Genomic DNA, 21,296 nt, shown 5'->3' with positions numbered 1-21,296 from the left:
CAAAGATGCCCGCGCGGTTTTTCCGGCCTGTTCAAAGCCGGTTAAAACGTGCTCCAGCCCTCATTGCCCGCGGCCTGCAACCGAGCAGCCTGAACCCTTTTTGGCGCTGCTTTCGCAAGCGCGCGAACGTTCGGCGCGGCAGCCGCGGGCGCGTCTTCCATCTGGAAAAACGCGACCGCATCCATCAACCTGCGGCCCTGATCCTGCAACGATTGCGACGCCGCAGCAGCTTCCTCCACCAGCGCCGCGTTCTGCTGCGTGACCTCGTCCATCTGCGTGATCGCCTGATTCACCTGCTCGATACCGCGCCGCTGCTCAATCGACGCCGCCGCGATTTCCTCCATCATGTCCGTCACGCGCGCAACCGCCTGCGTGACTTCCGCCATTGTCTCGCCAGCCCGTCCCGCAAGCACCGAGCCGCTCCGAACCTGCTGCACCGAGTTGGCGATCAATTCCTTGATCTCCTTGGCCGCGTTCGATGACCGTTGCGCCAGGCTGCGCACCTCACTCGCCACCACAGCAAAACCGCGTCCCTGTTCGCCTGCCCGCGCCGCTTCCACGGCCGCATTCAGCGCCAGGATATTGGTCTGGAACGCGATGCCTTCAATCATCCCCGTGATTTCCGCGATCTTCGTCGAACTCGTGCTGATGCCGTGCATTGTGTCGACCACCTGGCTCACGACCTCGCTGCCGCGCCGTGCGACGTCCGACGCATTCGACGCCAGCACGCTTGCCTGCTGCGCACTCTCAGTGTTCTGCTTGACCGTCGACGTCAGTTCCTCCATGCTCGCCGCCGTTTGCTCGAGCGATGCCGCCTGTTCCTCCGTGCGCTGGCTAAGGTCGGTATTGCCCGTGGCAATCTCGGTAGACGCATTGGCGACGCTGCCGCTGCTTTCGCGCACGCGGCTCACCGTTTCGATCAGCCGCGCGTTCATGTCGGCAAGCGCGCCAAGCAGTTGGCCCGTTTCATCCTTCTGCGTCACCGCGATACGGCTGCGCAGATCGCCGCGTGCAACCGTGCTCGCGACATCGACCGCACGCCGGATAGGGCCGGTGATCGAACGTGTGATGAACATGCCCGCCGCCACCGCTAAAGCGAGTGCGGCCACGCACATCGCGATCAGCCAGTTGCGTTGCGTCTGGTACTGTTCGTCGGACGCGCGCACCATCTGCTCCTGACGGCCTCGCGTGTATTCGGCATAGGCGTTCGAAGCGTTGACGAGCGCGGCGAGCAAGGGGCGGCATTCATCGTCCATCTTCACGATCGCCTCCTCGTGCTTGCCGGCGAGCGCCAGCGCCACAATGCCATTCGCGACCGGTCCATAAAGCGACTCCACGCGATCGATCTCGCCAACAAGGCTGCGCGCCTTATCGCTGCTGCCAGGTCCGTTTGCCACCATGGTTTTCAACAGCTTGAGCTTCGCCTGCACATCTTCCGAGGCCCGGATCACTTCGGCTTTCTCGAGTTCAAGGTCGGACGGCTTGGTGACAAGCACGAGATTGCGCGCGGCGATAGCCCGGCGATCCACCGCCGTGCGCACTTGCGCGGCGACGTCGGCGCGTGCGCTCGGGCCATGCACGTAGTTCGAAAAGCCATCCGTTGAATTGCTCAAGGCGCGCAGCGAAAAAACCGAAACGCCCAGCACAATGACTGCAAGCACACCGAATCCCGCAATAAGCTTGTTCCTGATGGAGATATTTCTAAGATTCATGTGGCGACTCCCGAAGCGTTTATTAGTGGCGAGGCTCTCAACCCTCGAACGCGTTAATTTTTTGTCGCCTGATCTCCCACGGGTGTCGATACAGGCAGAGTGTTTATCGACCGCGAAGACGATTGCTTGAGCAAAAGATGCGAGCTTTTTACCGGTATTTCCATAAGTGGATTTTTTGACCGGCATGTTGCGCAAATTGGTTTTTTGCAACGGGTAAACGGCAACGGCGCACCATGAGATGCGCCGTGTGGAAGCTAACCGCGCGAGAATGCGCGTGTCAGTGAGGCCGCCGCAACTAACCGCGGCTGTCGACCCAGTCACGGGCCCATTCGCGGGAATGGCCGATTGCCTGGGCTTCGTCCTTGAAATAGTCGAGGACGTGAAACTGGTAGCGGCTGCCCTTTTCGTGGCCGCTGTTGCGTTCAAGCAGCAAATTCGAAGCGAACAACCCGTCTGGGAGGCGATGCGCGAAAGCTACGACTTTGTAGCCGTTATATTGATAAATTTTAGAGTTATGCATGGGTGAAACATACGAATAGACGCCGTCCCACAAAGCGTTTGCAGGACTACGTGATAACTGGCTCAAGGCCATGAATTCGCAGAGGCGCAGCAGAAATACAGCAGAAAGCAGCCCGGAGTACAAACGCGAGAACGAGCCAAAATGCTCAAGGTTAAATCGCGCAGTGCAGCGGAGTGTTGCAGGAGATTGCAGGGGGACTAAAGCGGCAGAGGACTATTGCGACAGCGGACTAAAGTGGTGGTGCAAACAAATGCAAGCAGAGGCAGACAGATGCAATGCTGAGGGTGGCGGCGTTACTAAACTAAAAACGAGCTAAAAATCGCCGCAACCAGGAGCCAAGGCTCCGCGAAACGTTTAATACGCGTGTGAACCAACGCAAGCCGGTTCACACGTTAAATCTATTACACCGTCAATTACAGCGGGGTAATGTTCGAAGCTTGCAGACCCTTCGGGCCTTGCTTGGTTTCGAAGCTAACCTTTTGGTTTTCGGCGAGGGTCTTGAAACCTTCGCTGCGAATTTCCGAAAAGTGGGCGAAGAGGTCGTCGCCGCCTGCGTCAGGCGTAATGAAGCCGAAGCCCTTGCTGTCGTTGAACCACTTGACGATACCGGTATCCATATTAAATCCTTGAAAATATAAAGATGATGCAGCCTCTGAATGAGGCAAGAGAAGCTTCAAGGAAGTGAGAGGACAACAAATACCGCGGAGATGACAACGGAGAATGATGAACAGCAATCGAACTTCTTGAATACTTCGACCTTCAGGTTACGTCCCGTGAGAAGCGGTGTCAAGCTATTTCGGACTGAGCCTAGTCACATAATGTAACCACACGGCCGCCTGCCCTGGCTGGACACGCACTCATGCTTTATTCGGGCACGGCGATGTCGCCTTCGACCAGGCGCGCGCCATATTGCTCGGCATAGTCGCGCGCGCTCTGTGCGTCGGGGAAAAGCGGCATGTCCGCGCAACCCACGAACGGATAGATCACGCGCTTGTCGCTCAGGCGCGTCACGCGCAACGTAGGCATGGTGCCGCCTGTTGCGCGTCTGGACGATACCGCCACGTTGTAGTTGGTATGTACAGCGGGCTTATCGAGGGAAGACGGGTAGCTCATAGATCAACAATGGATTCGCCCGCCACATTCCCGTCGATCAGTTGCTCGGCGTAGCGCATGGAAGCGAGGCGTGCTTCGCCTGATCCGCTGAACGGGCTTTCTCCCGGCACGCGATAGACGCGGCTGGTTGTGGTGCTGTCGTCGATACCGCGCCGGGAGATCTTAACGGCGGCGTCGAACCCCGAGTCGTAATGGCGCGATCCGTCCGCGCCGCGCGGCTTGTGCGGATAGATCAGCGGATAGATTTCAAGGCCGCGATAGCTTCTTACTGTGTCGTTCATGATCTTGCTCTTTCGGTTATTGCGCGACGTCCCGGGATTTCGTCAACGCTGATTTCTTCACGCCAAGTGCGGCAGGCTCTCAGTCCCGCCTCACGTGCCGTCGTTCTTCACGCCATCGCTGCCCACGCGCAGCGGTGCCGGCAGCGGCGCAGACGCCACCGGAACCGTGGGTCGGAACCTTCTTGCAGAGTGCGAAAATCGTCCGCTTCTCGCGTTGTACAGCACACCCGCTTGCACCTTCCCGTCGATGATGTCCCGGCCATACTGCATGGCGAGTTCGATCGCAGCCTCCGCGCTTGCCGGCTCCGTGGCCTTCAAAGCCGGCGAATAACGCTTTGAAGTCGCGTTGTCGGCCGGTATGGAATCAATTTGCACAATCGCCGAAAATCGCTTCGGGCCTTTTGCAAACGGATCGCCGTGGGGCGGGAAAATCTGCTGTGAATAAGCGCGCAACGCAAAGCCGCGATATTCGATGTTATGGATGGTCATGGCGCACTCGCTGAACACACCGTGCTGACCGTCATGGAAAAACCTGATGAATCAACAGGAAAAAACAGGCGGTCGCTGGCATCGGAACGATTAAGAATGCGCCGAATCGGTGATTTGGGCAAGGCAATTCGGCATGTACCGATGCTTGTCCGGAACCGGAAACGGCTTGCAGCGCCGAAGTGTCGCGGGGATATTTAAAGGAATGGATGAAGTGAATCGGGTTATTTTTCCGCGTTGGATGCCATTCTCTTATAAGCGGTATATTCGGCCGGTTTTTGCAAACTCACAAAATCGCCCTGTCTTAATATGAGATTAAAACACCTTTTAAATGCTGTTCAAACGGCGATTTAGCCTGGGGCCTCTAGATATTCTGGGGCGGAACTGCGTCTCTTCGGACCGGTTTTCCCCGGGGTTTCTGAGCGTATGCCCAACGCCCAAAGTCCCCCAATTTCCGTTATTCCTGCCGCGTCCCGCTCCACCCTCCACCAAGCGACCGGAATAACGCGACCGCCGCGAGCGCGTGTTCACGCTTCGCCTGGTTCAACGCGTCCGAATCCTTCAAATACGCGTCTTGCGCCGCGAGTACATCGAGGAAACCACTCGCGCCGCCTTTATAGAGTTGCGTCGACAAACGCAGCGACTGGCCGGACGATTGCAGCGCGTCCTTCAGGCGATCAGCCTGTTCCGACGTACTGACAAGATCGCTGCGCGTATCTTCGACGTCTTTTAACGCCTGCAGCATGGTCTGCCGCAAACGCAGGTCGGATTCACGCATGCGGCTTTCGCTCTGCTCGATACCCGCCGTGATGCGGCCGGCGTTGAAGATGGGACTGGTCGCATTGAGGGCGGCGCTGAAGAGGTTATCGGTCAAGGTCGGCAAGCCGAGATACGACGACGCCAGCAAACCATCGGTCAGTTGCAGCGAAAACTTCGGATAGCGATTCGCGTTCGCCACGCCCACTTCGGCCGCGCGCTGCGTGAGTTCGGCGTAGGCGCTGCGGACGTCCGGGCGACGCAACAGCGCTTCAGATGGCAAGACCTGCGGCACCGCGCTGGCCGGCGTCGGAATGGCGGCGGCCGTGGCGAGCACAAGGTCATCGACCGATTCAGGCGTGCGGCCCGAGTACACCGCGATCAGGCTCAACTGGTGCTGGATGGTCGATGCCGCGCGCGGCAAGCGCGATTGCAGTTCGCTCAACTGATTCTGCGCACGGGCCACGTCGAGCCGCGTGGACAAGCCATATTGCAGGCGTTCTTGCGTGAGTTTCAGCGCGCGTTCGCGAATGGCGACGTTCTCCTGCAAGATTGTTTGCTCGCTTTGCGCCCATCGGAGATCCACGTACGCCGATGCCGTGTTCGCCGCGAGCGCAAGACGAAGTTCATCGACGGCATGCTGGCGGCCCGTCAGTTGCGCCTGCGCCGCCAATAGCTCAAGGCGTTCTCCGCCGAATACGTCCGGCGTCCAGCCAAGCGCGAGACCCACGCCAGCTTCACGCACATAACCCAGCGGCGGCGGCGTGTTCTGGCGGGTATTCGCTGCGGCGGCCGTGGCGTCCAGTTCGGGTAGCAGCGCCGCGCGGCGCTGCGTGGTGACGGCCTGCGCCTGCTTCACACGTTCGGTCGCGGCCTGGACATCGAGGTTCTGGCTCAACACCGACGCCACCAGTTCGTGCAGCACCGGATCGCCGAATTGCAGCCACCATGCGGCGGTATCGGTATCGGCGATATGTTCGGGGGCGTCCACGCTCCAGTTTTCAGGCGCGACCGCCTTCACGGTCGATGGCAGGTCCGCATGTTTCACGGGTTGAACGGCGCACGCCGCGAGCATCAGGCTCGCTGCCAGCGCCAGCAATTTTTTATGCATGGTCGACCTTAATGAGCATCAGGAGAAGGCGGAGCAGCGCCAATCGGCCGCGCGAAAATCACGCTGATCGCGCCGATGCCAAAGCACAGTGCAAGCACGAAGAACGTGTCGGAGAACGTCAGCACGAGCGCCTCGCGCATCACGAGCGCATGCAGGTTTGCAAGGCTGGCGTTGGTCGCGCTCAGGGCGTCGCCCGCCACCGATCCCCAATGAGCGAACTGTCGCGCGAGAAACGCCTCGGTTTGCGGATTGCCCGTGCTCACGCTTTCGCTCAGGCGTTCATAGTGGAAATTCAAGCGGTCGTTGAGCATGGTCGCGCTCACCGCAATGCCAATCGCGCCGCCTAAGTTGCGCATCAGGTTGAACAGTCCGCTTGCCGACTTCAACCGCGATTGCGGCAACGACCCGAGCGCCATGGTGACCACGGGCGGCACGAGAAACTGCTGTCCGATTCCACGCAGCGCCTGCGGCAGCAACAATTGTTGCCAGCCCCAGTCGTTGGTCAGCGGCACATAGAAATAACACCCGAGGCCAAAACACACGATGCCGAAAAGCAGGCACCAGCGCATATCGACGAGACGGGAAATGTATGCATATGCGCACAGCGACATCAACTGGAACACGCCGACCGAGAGCAACGCAACGCCGATCTGCAGCGAATCGAACTCGCGCACGCGGCTCAGGAAAAGCGGCGTGAGAAACACCGAAACAAAAATGCCGATGCCCGTAACAAACGACAGCAAACAGCCGATGGCGAAATTCCTGACCGCGAGCGCGCGCAGATCGACGACGGGATCTTTCGCGGTGAACGCGCGGACGAGGAACAGGAAAGCGCAGATGGCGGAAATCCACGTACAGGTGACGATCACGTCGTCGCCGAACCAGTTCTTGCGTGGCCCTTCTTCGAGCACGTATTCGAGGCAGCCGAGAAAGCCCGACATCAATGCAATGCCAAGGTAATCGCCTTTCTTGAGCAAGGACAGATCCGGCTCGTCTATATGCACGAACTTCGGCACCAGGATTGCAACCACGAGCCCGGGCGCGAGGTTGAGATAGAACAGCCAGTGCCACGACCATTGCGAGGTGATCCAGCCGCCGATCACCGGCCCGATAGCCGGCGCGAGCGATGCAAGCGCGCCAATCGTCGTGGATGCGATCACGCGCTGCTTGCCCGGAAACAGGACGAACGCGGTCGTGAATACGGTGGGAATCATCGCAGCGCCGAGCGCGCCTTGCAGACCGCGAAAGAGGATCATCGAGTTGATGTCCCAGGCGAGGCCGCACAGCATGCTCGTGATGGTGAAACCGACCGCCGACGCCACGAACAACCATCGCGTGGAGAAGACTTTCGAGAGCCAGCCGGACATCGGGATCACGAGGATTTCCGCGATCAGGTAGGACGTCTGCACCCATGAAAGTTCGTCCTGGCTGGCGGACAGGCCGCCGCCAATGTCCTTCAACGACGACGCGACGATCTGGATATCGAGCGTCGCCATGAAGAAGCCGAGGCACATCAGTGCGAACGCGAAAATACGCTGCTTGACCGGCTGGTCGGCGGGCGCGAGGGCAACGGGGTTCATGAACGGCTCACATGGCGCAAGTGCACCTTGACCGTCGCCGACAGTCCGGGGCGCAGCACGTTTTCCTTGTCGGCCGGTACGTCCAGGCGAATCCGGACCGGCACGCGCTGCACGATCTTCGTGAAGTTGCCTGTGGCGTTTTCGGGCGGAAGCACGCTGAACGTCGCGCCAGTCGCGGGCGCGAGACTCTCTATATGGCCCTGGATCACGTCGCTTGCGGCATCGAGGGAAACATCCGCCAGATCGCCCACGCGCATCTTCTTGAGCTGGTCCTCCTTGAAATTCGCATCGACCCAAAGGCCCTGCGCGGGAACGATGGTCAGGAGCGCCGCGCCCGTGTTCGCCAGCATGCCGACACGCGCCGTCCGGTTGCCCACGTAGCCGTCCACCGGCGCACGGATGGTCGTGTACTCGACATTCAGCTCGGCCACGCGCCGCAAAGCTTGCGCGGTCGCCACCTTCGCCCGCGCGTCGTCGACCTGCGCGGCCAGCACCGCAAGCTGGCGCGTGGCGGCAAGGGACGCCGCGTTGCTGTTGTCGAGCGTGGCGCGCGCCTTGAGATAGTCGGCGTCGGCACGTTCCACCACCTGATTCGATACCGCCTCGTCCCTCACCAGTTGCCGGTAACGCACCTGGTCCGAGGCGCTGCGCGTGAGTTCCGCCGACGACGCCCGCACTTGCGCCTGGCTCTGGTTGATCACAGCGGCCTGCAGTTGCTGCCTCGCCACGAGTTCGGCGACCGCCGCGCGCGCGCTTTCAAGGTCGGCGTCGGCCTGGGCGAGCCTTGCGTCGTAGTCGCGGGAATCGAGGCGGATCAGCACCTGGCCGGCCTTCACGCGCTGGTTGTCGGCGACCAGCAACTCGGCCACGAAACCATTCACTTTTGGCGCCATCACGGTCACGTCGCCGCCCACGTACGCGTCGTCGGTGCTTTGAACGAAGCGCAGCACCGTGTACCAGTAAGTCGCGGCGGCCGCCAGCACCACGATCACGACAATGATCGCCGCTGGCATCCAGCCGATACGAAATCGCCGCTGCGCGCCGCGCTCGGCGGCGGGTGCAGTCGTGGACGCAAGCGGCGTGGAAGGCGTGGTCATGTTGTTTCCTGTTGATTGCATCGAATAGTTTTCAGGCTTCAGACGTTTGTCCGGGCGACGGCTACGCACTCGTCAGGCGGAAAAGTTCGCGACGCAGACGCGCAGCCTGTCTGCGGCCGAACTTCGTCTCGAACTCGTGTTGCGCCGCCTGCCAATGGCGCAGCGCGTCGGCGAGTTTCGTCTGGCCGCCTTGCGTGAGCGTCAATTGCAGCCGCCGCTGGCACGGCCCACCCAGTTCCGCCGAGACCAGACCGTTGCGCAGCAACGGCTGCAGCACGCGCACGAGCGTCGTGCGCTCCATCACCATGGCTTGGGCGAGTTCGGCCATCGTCATGCCGGGCGCGCGCTCCAGCGCCGACGCAATGCTGAATTGCGTCGGCGTGATCCCGGCCGCCGAGAGATGCCGCTCGTACAACTGCGAGATGTGACGCGCAGCTTGCCGGAGGGCAAAACAGTCATCGTGGCGGGGAGGCTTGGTGTGCATGTGCACAGACTATGTGTGTATATGCACGTGGTCAACCGTCATAACACACAACACATTCATGCCGGATCGGTTAACAATCAGGAAGATAGTTGCGAGCGGAGGATGAAAGCCGCGCGTCAGGACTCGAAGAACTCCGATGCGTGTTCGATAAACGCCCGCACTTTGGCCGGCAGCAAGGTCCGGCTGCTATAGGCGAGACGGATTTCGATGGCGCCATCGACAATTTCGAATTCGTCGAGGATCGAAACCAGCGTCCCAGCCGCGAGTTCGTCGCGCACCAGCGCCAACGGCAGCACACCCACGCCAAGCCCTTGCAGCACGAGCCCGCGGTTGAGCAGCGCATTGTTCGATGTCATGTCGGCTTTGATCTGCACCGTCAGTTCGTCGTCATCGGCGAGCCGGAAAGTCAGCATGTGCTTGCGTATGGACGGATGCATGGCGACAAATTCATGATCCGCAAGATCGGCCGGATGAACAGGCCGGGCGTGAGCCTCCAGGTATTCGGGCGTCGCCACGATCACCAATGGAATACGCTCGAGCAGCCGCGTGACGGTGGTGTCGCTCGTCAGCATGAAAGGCAGGACGATGCCGAGGTCATAACCATCGGCGACCAGATCGACAGGACGCTCGGTCAGCGTCACATCCACGCCCACAAGCGGATATCGTCGACGAAAACCCGCGAGCAGCGGCACGAGGCGGCTGAGCGTGGCCGTGGTGTGGGACACCACGCGCAACATGCCGCTTGGATCGCTGGCGCGGTTCGACGCCTGCGATTCCAGCGCCTCGAGTTCGTCAAGGACGCGCGAACAGCCAGCAAAGAATTGCTCGGCGGTTTCGGTCAGCGAGATATGCCGCGTTGTCCGATGAAAGAGCCGGTTGCCAAGACGCTGCTCAAGCGTGGAAATGGCGCGCGACACAACCGGCGGCGAGACGCCAAGAAGATCAGCGGCGCGCGTGAAGCTTTTCGCCTCCACCACCGCCCGGAATACTTTCAGGCTTGTCAGATAGTCCATCGCTCGATCCCTGGGAATGCCGCGCGCTTCTGGTGTTCGTACTGGGCGCGGGCGTCGTCGGGATTGTGCGGTAATTCGGCGTTTTGGACTGAAGTGACAGGGGACTGAGAGCGTCTGTCAGAAAAGATGCGGTGGCGTGCGATCGGTCAGGCCGCGCGGCAGGGTTTCGTCGAGCGTCAATTCAATGTGCGGAAGGTCGCTCAGTTTGCCGTGGAATTCGGTGACATCCTCGCTGGTAAACAAGCCGTCGAGGTAATCGAACGTGATCTGCGAGGCAATGCTTTGCAGCGCCTTCGTGGCGCTTGATTCGAGTTCTGATTCCAACTCGTCCACATCCAGTCCGATGACAAACCCCGCTTTTCCGCGATGCTCTATCGCGCCGATATCGATCAGCTTGCCGTCGCCGTTTTGCGCGAGCACGCGGTGATCTGTCGCAAACAATTTGAATGTGTAGTCGAGGCTCGCCGGTGCTGCTTCGTCGGTCTCTTTCGGTTTGGACGCCGTGCGTTTGGTTGCCATGATTCAGTCCTCGCGAGGTTCATTGCCGGCGCTGGAAACGGCCGTCTGGTTGAGTGTGCAAACGATCTCCGGACCAGCAGCAAGCAATGTTCCAAGAAACTCACCGTCTCCGCCGGGAGCGTTCCTTGCTTGTCTGATTTCATCGATAAAACCGGGCGGCGAGTCCAGCCGAAATAACAATGAAATTTTCCCCACGCGTTCTTCTGATGATCGGCAGCCTGCTCGTGGCGTCGGCCGCGCCCCTCTACGCCGACGGCCAGCAGCAGAAATCCAGCAAGCTCGAACCCGACAGCACGCCAGCCTACGACGAACACAACACCACGTCGCCCGCGAGCGCCACGAGTTCTTCCGTTGCGCGCGACAATGCGCTCAAGCCGGCGCCGGGCAAGGTATCGGCGGGAAAGGAGCCGCCGAGCGGCCGCAAGAACGGCATGGGTTTCGATGCGGGCGCAAGCAGCATGAGCAAGAAACCTTGAACGCCCTGATTACGTTTTTTCGGGCCACGGCCAGCGGCTGAGACCCGGCGATGACGTTTGGATATTTGGGATTTCCGGATCGGCTTCTGTTGTAGCGGGAGCTTCTTCCACGCCTTCGCCGAACCACGCGACGTCCTTCCTGCGCTCCGCCAAGTAAGCAGCCCATCCCTGGGGGTTGCCGGCGAACAGATCATGCCGCACTGTCGATGCAAACAAAGGCCGGTTCAACTCTTCGTCGAGCAGCGACTTGGGCCAAAGGAAAAACGCGGCAGCGGCGCGCTCGGCGAATTCTTGCGGAGAGGTGTCGGTATTGATGAAACCAAGCCATGTGAAACCCGCGAGCGAATCTTCCGCTGCCAATGCGTGGCCGAGCGTCGCGTAACGCGCGCCGCTGCGCGAAAGGCAGAACATGGCTTCCAGCACGTCGCCAAGGTGCAATAGCAACGCACGTCGTTCATAGGCATCTTTCATCGGGTTCTCCGGAATGCATGTGTAAAAGCGCGCATGGGTTCGTTGCGAGCATAAAGCGGTCCAGCGGTCTTCAAGTTGACCTATCAGCTTTCCTGCTTCTGGAAACTTGTCCGATAGTCGTTCGGAGAAACCCCAAGCCGCTGGCGGAACACAATGCGCATCCTGTCCGCCGTCCCAAACCCGCATTCATACGCGATGGTTTTCAGCGGCGTGACCGTGCTTTCAAGCGCGTGGCGCGCTGCATCGATACGCGCGCGCTCCACGAAATCATGCGGGGTCAAGTCTGTCGCCTCAACGAATGCACGCGCGAAGTTGCGCCCGCTCATGCCGGCTATCTGCGCGAGCTTTTCGACCGTGAGCCGCTCGCCGATGTGCTCCATCACGTAGGCCTGGACCTTGGCGGCGGGCGAGGTTTCGTCGGCGGGAGCGCTTAGATAGGGGCTGAATTGCGACTGGCCGCCGCGCCGCTGCGCGAACACCACAAGGCGCTTCGCCACCGCGAGCGCAACGGTCGGGCCGTGATCTTCGGCCACCAGCGCAAGCGCGACATCGATACCCGCGGTCACGCCCGCCGAGGTGACAAGGTTTCCATCGCGAATATGAATGCGGTCGAGTTCCACGCGCGCCTTTGGAAACTGGCGCGCAAGCTGCGGCGCATTCTGCCAGTGGGTCGTCACGTGCCTGCCATCGATCAACCCTGCGTGTCCCAGCGCGAATGCGCCCGTGCAAATGGACCCATACCTTTCACAGCGCGACGCGACATCGCGCAACCACGCGGTGAGACGAGGGTCGGGAATGTCCGTGGGCAGCGCGGGACCGCCCGCTACCAGCGCGATATCGAAGCCCTCCTGCGCCTGATCACACGTGAGATCCGCGAGCATGCGCGTGCCGTTCGATGCGCGTACCGGCGAGTCATCAACGCCCACCAGCGTGATCGCATAACCGTCGTCCGGTGCGATGAAGCCGTTCGCCTCGGCGAAAACATCGAGTGGACCGGCTACATCGAGCGCCTGCACTTGCGGAAATATCGCGATGGCGACGCGGCGCATGAGGTCGTGCTCCTGACGAAAATTGCGGGGATTTTACGTGCCTGGCAGCAGACGCCGTGCAGTTGGCAGGGTTCGACGGATGACATCGATTGCCGCTCGCGCCCGGCGCGGCGACACTGATTCGGTCGTCCACCTCCCCAGCTTGCACCGATGACCCCGCGCATTTTAACAACACGTCCGCGTCGTCCAGGCAAGCGTCACATCAAGGAACGCAGAACATGACAACTACCATTGCAGGCATTCACATCCCCGACAGCGCCATGGCGCGCGCCGCAACGGAACTCGTGCGCGACACCGAGCCGGACCTGCTCTACAACCACTCGCGCCGCGTGTTCCTCTTCGGCGCGCTGACCGGCGAGCGCCGCAAGCTGGACTATGACGCCGAGCTGCTTTATATCGGCGCGATGTTCCACGACATGGGTCTGGTCGATGCCTACAGCAGCAAGCATGATCGCTTCGAAGTCGACGGCGCGAACGCCGCGCGCGATTTCCTGAAGGGCTACGGCATTGGCGAACACGATATCGAGCAAGTGTGGGATTCCATCGCGCTGCACACCACGCCGGGCATTCCCCAGCACAAGAAGCCGGTCGTCGCGCTGGTCACGGCAGGCGTGGAAATGGACGTGCTCGGCCTGGCCTACGACGAATTCACCGATACACAACGCAAGCAGGTCATTGCCGTGCATCCGCGCGAAGTGAACTTCAAGGAAGGAATCATCGACGCATTCGCCCACGGGACGATCAAGAAGCCGGAGACGACCTTCGGCAATGTGAAAGCCGATGTGCTCGCGCTCAAGGACCCGGCTTACAAGCGCCTGAATTTCTGCAGCCTGATCCTGGGTTCGGCGTGGAACGACAGCCCGGGCGCGTGCGCGCATTGCAGCGATCCGGCGCATGGCCATTCGCACGGCCACTAAGCGCGCGCTGGTTTGAACAGCCGTTCCTCTACTGGAACGGCTTGTTTATCGCTAAAACAGATAAGCGTATGGGATTTGGTTCGTTGACCTCGTCCGCACGGAAATTTAGATTCGATGTCTTGTAAAGGCTAACGCCTCGCACATTTCCCGAATCGAACAACGAGTCCCGCGTGACGACCCACACTCTCAACCAGACCATTGAAATCACGCCGTTCGAAGGCGCATTAGGCGCCGAAATAACCGGGCTCGACCTGAGCCAGCCGCTCGCCGACGACGATTTCAAACGCATTCACCGCGCGCATCTCGACCATCACGTGCTCGTGTTCCGCGATCAGCGCATCACGCCGGAACAGCACATCACGTTCAGCCGCCGCTTTGGTCCGCTGCAAATCCATGTGCTGCACCAGTTCCAGTTGAGCGGCCATCCGGAAATCCTGATCGTTTCGAACGTGATCGAAGACGGCAAGCCAATCGGTCTCGGCGATGCGGGTCATTTCTGGCACTCGGATCTTTCGTACAAGGAAACGCCGAGCCTCGGATCGCTGCTGCACGCGCAGGAGTTGCCGGCCGAAGGCGGCGATACGCTCTTCGCGAACATGCACCTGGCGTGGGACACCCTGCCCCAGGCGCTGCGCGACGCCGTGAAGGGCCGCTTTGCCGAACACACGTATCTCGCGAAATACGCCGAACTGCAAAAGCGCAGCCCGTGGCGCCCAAACCTGTCCGCCGAACAGATCGCGCAGGTCAAACCCGTCGTGCAGCCGATCGTGCGCACGCATCCGGAAACCGGGCGCAAGGCGTTGTTCGTCAGCGAGCATTTCACGACACGCGTGATCGACATGCCCGAAGACGAAAGCCGTGATCTGCTGCAAGCCCTCTTCGCGCACAGCGTGCGGGAAGAACACCTCTACCGGCACGTATGGCGCGAACACGATCTCGTGTTCTGGGACAACCGCTCGCTGATGCACCTTGCAGCCGGCACGCCCGATCACCTGCGCCGCAAGATGTACCGGACGACGATTGAAGGCGACAAGCCGTTCTGACGCGCTGAAACGCGTGCTCACGGCGCGTTCAAGTTCGACCCCGATTCCAAAATTTCTCTCGGACTTCCGATGCCGCTTTTCTCCCGCACGCCGTCGCGCCGCCTCGGCGCGGCGCTTCTCTCACTGTCTGTCGCCATCACCACGCTCGGGGCCGCCGCCCCGGCACAAGCTGAAGGCACGATCCGCATCGCCGAACAGTTTGGCGTGGTGTATCTGCTGCTCAACGTGGCGCGCGATCAAAAGCTGATCGAGCAGGAAGGCAAGAAAGCCGGCGTCGATATCAAGGTGGACTGGCTCAAGCTCTCGGGCGGCGCGGCCGTGAATGATGCGCTGTTGTCGGGTTCCATCGACATAGCCGGGGCAGGCGTCGGGCCGTTGATGACGATCTGGGACCGTACGCACGGCAGGCAGAACGTCAAGGGCGTGGCTTCTCTGGGCAACTTTCCGTATTACCTCGTATCGAATAATCCGAACGTGAAGACGATTGCCGACTTCACCGAGAAAGACCGCATCGCGGTGCCGGCGGTGTCGGTGTCCGTGCAGTCGCGCGTGCTGCAGTATGCCGCCGCGAAACGCTGGGGCGACAAGGAATACGACCGGCTCGACAAACTCACGCAAGCGGTTCCGCATCCCGACGCGGCGGCGGCGATCATCGCGGGCGGGACTGAAATCAGCGGGCACTTCGGCAATCCGCCGTTCCAGGAACAGGAACTGGCGGGCAATCCGAAGGCGCATATCGTGCTGAATTCTTACGATGTTTTGGGCGGCCCGGCTTCGTCCACGGTGCTATACGCCACCGAAAAATTCCGCGATGCCAACCCGAAGACCTATCGCGCGTTTATTGCAGCGCTTTCCGACGCCGCGCGGTTTGTGTCAGCCAACCCCGAAGCCGCCGCCGATATCTATATTCGTGTGAACAACGCGAAGATCGATCGGAATCTGCTGCTTGGGATCATCAAGAGTCCGCAAACGCAGTTCAAGATCACGCCGCAGAACACGCTGGGGCTCGCGCAGTTCATGTATCGCGTGGGGGCGATCAAGAATGAGCCGAAGTCATGGCAGGATTATTTCTTCTCCGATCCGGCGCTGGGCGCGGGAAGCTGATTTCGTTCGAGGCGAAAACCCGCGCACCCGGTTCTCTTCATCCATTGAAACCGCCAAAACGCTGCTTATGCGTCGGCGTGTTTTGAATATGCGCAATGATTGGTTCACGCGCTACCAGCGCGCCGCTAAGGTCGTGTTTTATGTCTGAACGCACAGCCATGGCCGCCAATCCTTCTGCCTTGTATCCGCCGCAAGAATCCGATACGCCCGGTGCGGCGACGGCATCGAGCTGCAAGCTGCTCACCGTCGATAACGTCAGCCTCGAATACCGCACGCGCGAGCGCATCGTTCGTGCGACGCATCAGGTGAGTTTCGATGTCTACGGCGGCGATCGCTTCGTGCTGCTCGGCCCGTCCGGTTGCGGCAAATCGACGTTGCTCAAGGCGGTGGCTGGGTTTATCGAGCCGGCTTCCGGCACGATCCGGATCGACGACCAACCCGTGCGCGGCCCGGGCGCGGATCGTATTGTCGTATTCCAGGAATTCGATCAGTTGCCGCCGTGGAAAACGGTGCTGCAAAACGTGGCGTTCCCTTTGCGCGTAGCGAAGAAACTCAGCCGCGCGGAAGCGCGCGATCGCGCGCTGCATTTCCTCGACAAGGTCGGCCTCGCCGCTTTCGCCGACGCCTATCCGCATACGCTCTCGGGCGGCATGAAGCAGCGCGTGGCGATTGCCCGCGCACTTGCCATGCAACCTCGCGTGCTGCTGATGGACGAACCGTTCGCGGCGCTTGACGCCCTCACGCGCCGCAAGATGCAGGAGGAACTCCTGCGCCTCTGGGAAGAAGCGAGTTTCACGCTCCTGTTCGTCACGCATTCGATCGAGGAAGCGTTGATAGTCGGCAACCGGATCCTGTTGCTGACGCCGCATCCCGGCCGCGTGCGCGCTGAACTCAACAGTCATCAATTCACGAAGGACAGCTCGGGCCGCAACGACTTCCAGCAAAGCGTCGCGCGGATTCACCGGTTGCTGTTCGAAGAAGCGGAGGCGGTTCAATGAGCACGATGGACCACGTTGCGGCCGTGCCGCTGGCGCCTCCCGTGCGCGAAGAATATGAACGCATTCCCGAACCGCTGCTCGATGTCGCCGTTGAAGCGCCGCTGCCGCTTGGCAAACGCCTCGCGAACCAGACCTGGCTGCGCAAGACGCTGATTGCACTGGTGCTGATCGGCATCTGGGAAGCGGCGGCGCACGCGGTGGGCAACGACCTCCTGCTGCCCACTTTCGTCGATACCCTCAAGGCCTTCGTGCAAGGCATCTGGTCCGGCGAGCTGATTGCGAAGACCGCGATTTCCCTGTCCGTGCTGCTGCGCGGCTATCTGCTTGGCGTCGTGCTTGCGTTCGTACTGACGTCGCTGGCCGTATCCACGCGGTTTGGCCGCGACTTGCTCTCCATGCTGACGGCGATGTTCAATCCGTTGCCGTCCATCGCGTTACTGCCGCTTGCGTTGCTGTGGTTCGGCCTCGGAACCGGAAGCCTGCTGTTCGTGCTCGTGCATTCGGTGCTGTGGCCGCTTGCGTTGAACACGTACTCGGGATTTCAGTCCGTGCCGGAAACGCTGCGCATGACGGGACGCAATTACGGGCTGAAAGGCCTTCGCCATGTGCTGCTGATCCTCGTGCCAGCCGCGCTGCCTTCCATTCTTGCCGGTCTTCGCGTGGGCTGGGCATTTGCGTGGCGCACGCTGATCGCCGCAGAACTCGTGTTCGGCGCGAGTTCCGGGAACGGCGGCCTGGGGTGGTACATCTTCCAGAACCGCAACGAGCTTTACACGGACCGCGTGTTCGCGGGACTCGCGGCGGTGATCGTGATCGGTCTGGTTGTCGAGCATCTTGTCTTCGATACCTTCGAACGCCTGACCGTTCGCCGCTGGGGCGTACAGCGGTAGGCACGGTATCCGCGCCTGTTAAAAAGCCCGCAAGGAATCGTCGTCTTGCGGGCTTTTTGCTTCGTACGGTTTCAGAACACGTTGACCGGGACGTTCACCATCAAGCGATACACATCGCTGGTGGAATCCGAATAATATTTGCCGCCGTGATGATGCATGTAATAGAACTTGGCGGTTGCACCCTTCAGCTTCCCGGAGCCGACGGTATAGGACGGAATCACGCCAAATTCGTAATGCGTCCCGTGAACCGGCTGGCCGTTTTTCCAGTACAGGTCATGCAGCGAACTGGCGGGGTCAGCATAGCGGTCAGCCATGGTCGATGCGTCCGCGCCCCAGCCGTAAGCACCCCACGTTGTCACCTTGGCACCGGGCAGACCGTATGCGCCGAGATTCAACGTATAACCAAGCTGCAGGGATTTTTCATGCGGCGCGTTGTAATCCACGTCCAGCGAGTTCGCCAGATAATCGCCCGCTGACTGCCCGACATAATCGAAGAACTGATTGCTCGCGATCTGCTGGAAACCCACGGAAATCGTGTGCGCCTGATGCGTTCCCGACAGCAACAAACTATACGCGTGATTATTAATCGGACCGTTCCTACTTTGTCCGACATCGTGCGTATAGTAATAAGTCAGATTGCCCGTCCAGCGAATCTGCGCCGGATCGCCAATGCTATGGGACAGTGTCAGATAATACTGATCCCAGACGTTTTCAGCGCGGCTCGCATATAAGGATGCAGCCGTATCGTCGTTTGGCGCATAATCGCCGCCGGCAAATGTAAAGCGGCTGAATTTCGTGCCGCCATATTCTGTCTTCAATGAGGTCACGCTGGTCTGGCCGCGTGCCAGCACGCCATCCACGCTGCCGGCCTTGAGCGTCACATTCTTGATTTCCTCGCTGGCGAGAGAAACGCCGCGATATGTCGGCGGCAAGGCGCGGTTGTCATGGGGAACCAGGAAAGGGTCGTCGAACAGTTGCTGCCCGTATTTGAGCACCGTATTCGATACGCGCGCCTTCACATCCCACACGCCCGGATAAGTCCACGCCAACTGGTTCTGGCCGCTCTGGCCGTCGTGATTCAGGTGTACGCGGTTACCGGCGCCCTGACCGCCATTCAGCTTCAAATCACTGAACAAAGACGCATCGAAACCCACGCCGAATAATCCCCGCGTATAACCCGATTCAAACACCGCCTGATTTCCGAGAACCCAGGCGTCCTTTCTCTTGGTCCCTTCAGATTCGAGACGTTCGGTATAACTTCGAAACAATAGTTTTAAATGCGAATCCGCGATAAACCCCTGCGATTTCGATTGGTTACTGATAGGCGCATCGGCCTCCGAACCAGGCGGCGAACTTGGCGGCGCTTCGGTATGGCGTGTTGAAATATCGTCGTCGTCCGCAAAAGCGGAAACGGCTGGACTCATCAAGCCACTTAGGACAATTAAAGACAGTGCAAGCGATTGTTTCTGTTTTTTCATTATAGGTGTCTCTGACTTGTTATAAATTGTGGTTAAAGGCCGATAACCATCTCGATAAATCCGACGCGAGTGAATAGCCGCGCCGGATTAAGGAGCGAGGCATCGGAGGGGTACTGCGGGACTACAGGAACGCTAAAGTCGATAAAACGCCGATCAAGCCACCGTCATGGAAACAGTGAAATGAACGACGTCGAAGGGATTGACCGGGATCAGCCTTGAATCAGGCGAGCAAACAGGCGGCGGCAACTCCATGTTCAAGGGTTCGCAACGCGGGCACTTCCTGCGAGCAGCGTGGCTCCGCTATCGGGCATCGAGTATGGAATACACAACCGGTCGGCGGGTTGATCGGGCTCGGAATATCGCTCGATAAAATCTGCACGACCTTGGTCCGTTCAATGGCCGGATTGGGCACCGGCACCGCGGACAGCAACGCGCGGGTGTACGGATGACGCGGGCGCGCGTAAAGCGAATGTTTGTCGGCGAGTTCCATGACGTGGCCGAGATACATCACCATCACGCGATCCGAGATGTGCTTGACCACGGCCAGATCGTGCGCAATGAAAATCAGCGCGAGCTTCATTTCCTGCTGCAGCGACTTGAGCAGGTTGACAATCTGCGCCTGGATGGACACGTCGAGCGCGGACACGGGTTCGTCACAGACAATCAGCTTCGGCTCCACGATCAACGCCCGCGCAATGCCGATCCGCTGGCACTGTCCGCCCGAAAACTCATGCGCGTAGCGGTTGATCATCTGCTCGCGCAGGCCGACCTTCGCCATCATTGCGCGCACGCGCTGGTTCGTTTCGTCCTTCGACATCTCCCGCCTGTGTTCCCGCAACGGCTCGGCAATGATCTGCCCAACCGTCATGCGCGGATCGAGCGACGCGAGCGGGTCCTGGAAAATCATCTGGATATCGCGGCGCACGCCGTGCCATTGTTTCGCCGTCGCGCCGCTCAGGTCCTGTCCCATCCAGACAATCTTGCCGTGCGTGGCCGGAATCAGGTTCAGGATCGCGCGCGACAACGTGGATTTCCCGCAGCCCGATTCGCCGACAACGCCAAGCGTCTCCCCCGCCTTCAGGTCGAAGCTAACGCCATCGACGGCCTTTAAAGTGCGCTTCGGCGCCCATGGCAGCTTGCTTTTTGCCTTGACGCTGAAATGGACCTGCACGTCGCGTACAGACAGAATGGTTTGCTCAGGCATGGACGACCTCGTGCAGCGACTTCATTTGCTCGACCGGCCGATAACACGCGCGCAGCCACGCTGGATTGCCGGCGAATGCTTCGAGCGGCGGCGTTGACTCGGCGCAGCGCTGGCTGGCGTCAATACAGCGTTCCTGGAACGGGCAACCCGAAGGCGGATGCGCCATGTTCGGCGGATTGCCGGGGATGCCGACGAGTGGCGCATCGCTTTGATCGAGACGCGGCAATGCGCGCAGCAAGCCGATGGTATAGGGATGCGACGGACGCGCGAACAGGTCGTCCGCGTTGCAATGTTCCATCACGCGGCCACCGTATATGACCATGACCTTCTCGCACAAACCGGCGACCACGCCAAGGTCATGCGTGATCAGCACGATTGCCGTGCCGAAGTCGTGCTGCAGATTGCGCAGAAGCTGCAGGATCTGCGCCTGCACGGTGACGTCGAGCGCCGTCGTGGGTTCGTCGGCAAAGAGCACTTGCGGCTCGCACAAGAGCGCCATGGCAATCATCACGCGCTGGCGCATGCCGCCGGACAGCTCGTGCGGATATTGATCGATACGATGCGCCGCTTCGGGAATCCGCACGGCTTCGAGCATGTCGATTGCGCGTTTTTTCGCGGCGCGGCGCGTCATGTTCTTGTGCAGTTCGAGCACTTCCGTCATCTGGCGCTCGATGCTCAGATACGGATTCAGCGAAGTCATCGGGTCCTGGAAGATCATCGACAAGCGGTTGCCGCGAATGCGGTTAAGCTTCTTCGACGGCATGGCGAGCAGGTCTTCGCCCTGATAGATCGCGCTGCCTCTCACGCGGCCATTGCGTGCGAGCAACCCGAGCATGGCGAGCACGCTCTGGCTCTTGCCCGAGCCCGATTCGCCCACAATGCCAAGCGTGCTGCCCTCTTCCAGATCGAAGCTCACGCCGTTCACCGCGCGAACCACGGCGTCGGGTGTATCGAAAGCGACTTCGAGATTATCTACCTTGAGCAATGACATGAT

Annotated in this window: 23 protein-coding genes; 6 read left to right on the top strand and 17 right to left on the bottom strand. The window is 60.3% G+C overall.

Annotation, left to right across the window (positions count from 1 at the left end; genetic code table 11):
• Positions 1-41: 41 nt before the first annotated feature.
• From ACRWA7_RS08260 to ACRWA7_RS08205, 12 genes are all read right to left on the bottom strand, one after another.
• On the bottom strand, positions 42-1,712 hold the full coding sequence (locus ACRWA7_RS08260; protein ID WP_438392237.1) for a methyl-accepting chemotaxis protein: 1,671 nt from the start codon (positions 1,710-1,712) through the stop codon (positions 42-44).
• Between the two features lie 295 nt (positions 1,713-2,007).
• Positions 2,008-2,232 (bottom strand): hypothetical protein, encoded by a 225-nt coding sequence (locus tag ACRWA7_RS08255; RefSeq protein ID WP_438392723.1) that lies wholly within the window; start codon positions 2,230-2,232, stop codon positions 2,008-2,010.
• A gap of 413 nt (positions 2,233-2,645) precedes the next feature.
• On the bottom strand, positions 2,646-2,849 hold the full coding sequence (locus ACRWA7_RS08250; RefSeq protein WP_056365119.1) for a cold-shock protein: 204 nt from the start codon (positions 2,847-2,849) through the stop codon (positions 2,646-2,648).
• 247 nt (positions 2,850-3,096) lie between these two features.
• Positions 3,097-3,345, bottom strand: coding sequence for a DUF6723 family protein (locus ACRWA7_RS08245; protein ID WP_438392236.1), 249 nt, complete (start codon positions 3,343-3,345; stop codon positions 3,097-3,099).
• Positions 3,342-3,626, bottom strand: coding sequence for a hypothetical protein (locus ACRWA7_RS08240; protein ID WP_438392235.1), 285 nt, complete (start codon positions 3,624-3,626; stop codon positions 3,342-3,344). The genes ACRWA7_RS08245 and ACRWA7_RS08240 overlap by 4 nt, the downstream gene beginning before the upstream one ends.
• Positions 3,627-3,716: 90 nt before the next feature.
• Positions 3,717-4,115: a hypothetical protein gene (locus ACRWA7_RS08235; RefSeq protein WP_438392234.1), complete on the bottom strand. Its 399-nt coding sequence runs from the start codon at positions 4,113-4,115 to the stop codon at positions 3,717-3,719.
• A gap of 454 nt (positions 4,116-4,569) precedes the next feature.
• Complete coding sequence (locus ACRWA7_RS08230) at positions 4,570-5,979, bottom strand: efflux transporter outer membrane subunit (RefSeq protein ID WP_438392233.1); 1,410 nt, start codon at positions 5,977-5,979, stop codon at positions 4,570-4,572.
• Positions 5,980-5,987: 8 nt separating this feature from the next.
• A complete protein-coding gene (locus ACRWA7_RS08225; RefSeq protein ID WP_438392232.1) occupies positions 5,988-7,559 on the bottom strand; it encodes a DHA2 family efflux MFS transporter permease subunit in 1,572 nt (523 codons plus the stop codon).
• The gene (locus ACRWA7_RS08220; RefSeq protein WP_438392231.1) at positions 7,556-8,656 is read right to left on the bottom strand and encodes an HlyD family secretion protein; all 1,101 of its coding nucleotides are present in this window, start codon (positions 8,654-8,656) and stop codon (positions 7,556-7,558) included. Before ACRWA7_RS08220 ends, ACRWA7_RS08225 begins: the two co-directional genes overlap by 4 nt.
• Before the next feature lie 61 nt (positions 8,657-8,717).
• The gene (locus tag ACRWA7_RS08215) at positions 8,718-9,140 is read right to left on the bottom strand and encodes a MarR family winged helix-turn-helix transcriptional regulator (protein WP_438392230.1); all 423 of its coding nucleotides are present in this window, start codon (positions 9,138-9,140) and stop codon (positions 8,718-8,720) included.
• A 116-nt stretch (positions 9,141-9,256) separates the two neighbouring features.
• The gene (locus ACRWA7_RS08210; protein ID WP_438392229.1) at positions 9,257-10,153 is read right to left on the bottom strand and encodes a LysR family transcriptional regulator; all 897 of its coding nucleotides are present in this window, start codon (positions 10,151-10,153) and stop codon (positions 9,257-9,259) included.
• 117 nt (positions 10,154-10,270) lie between these two features.
• Positions 10,271-10,672, bottom strand: a complete 402-nt coding sequence (locus tag ACRWA7_RS08205; RefSeq protein WP_438392228.1) for a hypothetical protein — start codon at positions 10,670-10,672, stop codon at positions 10,271-10,273.
• A gap of 179 nt (positions 10,673-10,851) precedes the next feature.
• Between ACRWA7_RS08205 and ACRWA7_RS08200 the strand changes: the two genes are divergently transcribed.
• On the top strand, positions 10,852-11,148 hold the full coding sequence (locus ACRWA7_RS08200) for a hypothetical protein (RefSeq protein ID WP_438392227.1): 297 nt from the start codon (positions 10,852-10,854) through the stop codon (positions 11,146-11,148).
• A gap of 9 nt (positions 11,149-11,157) precedes the next feature.
• On the opposite strand, the gene ACRWA7_RS08195 is transcribed toward ACRWA7_RS08200, so the two are convergent.
• Both ACRWA7_RS08195 and ACRWA7_RS08190 read right to left on the bottom strand, forming a co-directional pair.
• A complete protein-coding gene (locus tag ACRWA7_RS08195; RefSeq protein WP_438392226.1) occupies positions 11,158-11,619 on the bottom strand; it encodes a hypothetical protein in 462 nt (153 codons plus the stop codon).
• 83 nt (positions 11,620-11,702) lie between these two features.
• Complete coding sequence (locus ACRWA7_RS08190) at positions 11,703-12,668, bottom strand: GlxA family transcriptional regulator (protein ID WP_438392224.1); 966 nt, start codon at positions 12,666-12,668, stop codon at positions 11,703-11,705.
• A gap of 218 nt (positions 12,669-12,886) precedes the next feature.
• Here ACRWA7_RS08190 and ACRWA7_RS08185 point away from each other — a divergent pair, with 218 nt between their 5' ends.
• From ACRWA7_RS08185 to ACRWA7_RS08165, 5 genes are all read left to right on the top strand, one after another.
• Complete coding sequence (locus ACRWA7_RS08185; RefSeq protein WP_438392223.1) at positions 12,887-13,585, top strand: HD domain-containing protein; 699 nt, start codon at positions 12,887-12,889, stop codon at positions 13,583-13,585.
• A gap of 170 nt (positions 13,586-13,755) precedes the next feature.
• A complete protein-coding gene (locus ACRWA7_RS08180) occupies positions 13,756-14,628 on the top strand; it encodes a TauD/TfdA dioxygenase family protein (RefSeq protein ID WP_438392222.1) in 873 nt (290 codons plus the stop codon).
• A gap of 69 nt (positions 14,629-14,697) precedes the next feature.
• Positions 14,698-15,732, top strand: coding sequence for an ABC transporter substrate-binding protein (locus ACRWA7_RS08175; protein WP_438392221.1), 1,035 nt, complete (start codon positions 14,698-14,700; stop codon positions 15,730-15,732).
• A 158-nt stretch (positions 15,733-15,890) separates the two neighbouring features.
• Complete coding sequence (locus ACRWA7_RS08170) at positions 15,891-16,730, top strand: ABC transporter ATP-binding protein (RefSeq protein ID WP_438392721.1); 840 nt, start codon at positions 15,891-15,893, stop codon at positions 16,728-16,730.
• Between the two features lie 5 nt (positions 16,731-16,735).
• The gene (locus ACRWA7_RS08165) at positions 16,736-17,620 is read left to right on the top strand and encodes an ABC transporter permease (RefSeq protein ID WP_438392720.1); all 885 of its coding nucleotides are present in this window, start codon (positions 16,736-16,738) and stop codon (positions 17,618-17,620) included.
• A 71-nt stretch (positions 17,621-17,691) separates the two neighbouring features.
• On the opposite strand, the gene ACRWA7_RS08160 is transcribed toward ACRWA7_RS08165, so the two are convergent.
• From ACRWA7_RS08160 to ACRWA7_RS08150, 3 genes are all read right to left on the bottom strand, one after another.
• On the bottom strand, positions 17,692-19,044 hold the full coding sequence (locus ACRWA7_RS08160; protein WP_438392220.1) for an OprD family outer membrane porin: 1,353 nt from the start codon (positions 19,042-19,044) through the stop codon (positions 17,692-17,694).
• Positions 19,045-19,318: 274 nt separating this feature from the next.
• Positions 19,319-20,302: a murein tripeptide/oligopeptide ABC transporter ATP binding protein OppF gene (gene oppF, locus ACRWA7_RS08155; protein WP_438392219.1), complete on the bottom strand. Its 984-nt coding sequence runs from the start codon at positions 20,300-20,302 to the stop codon at positions 19,319-19,321.
• On the bottom strand, positions 20,295-21,296 hold the full coding sequence (locus tag ACRWA7_RS08150; protein ID WP_438392718.1) for an oligopeptide/dipeptide ABC transporter ATP-binding protein: 1,002 nt from the start codon (positions 21,294-21,296) through the stop codon (positions 20,295-20,297). Before ACRWA7_RS08150 ends, oppF begins: the two co-directional genes overlap by 8 nt.

The organism is Caballeronia sp. DA-9, from assembly GCF_051615025.1.
GTDB classification, from domain to species: domain Bacteria; phylum Pseudomonadota; class Gammaproteobacteria; order Burkholderiales; family Burkholderiaceae; genus Caballeronia; species Caballeronia sordidicola.
This window is presented reverse-complemented; position numbering and strand designations above follow the sequence as displayed.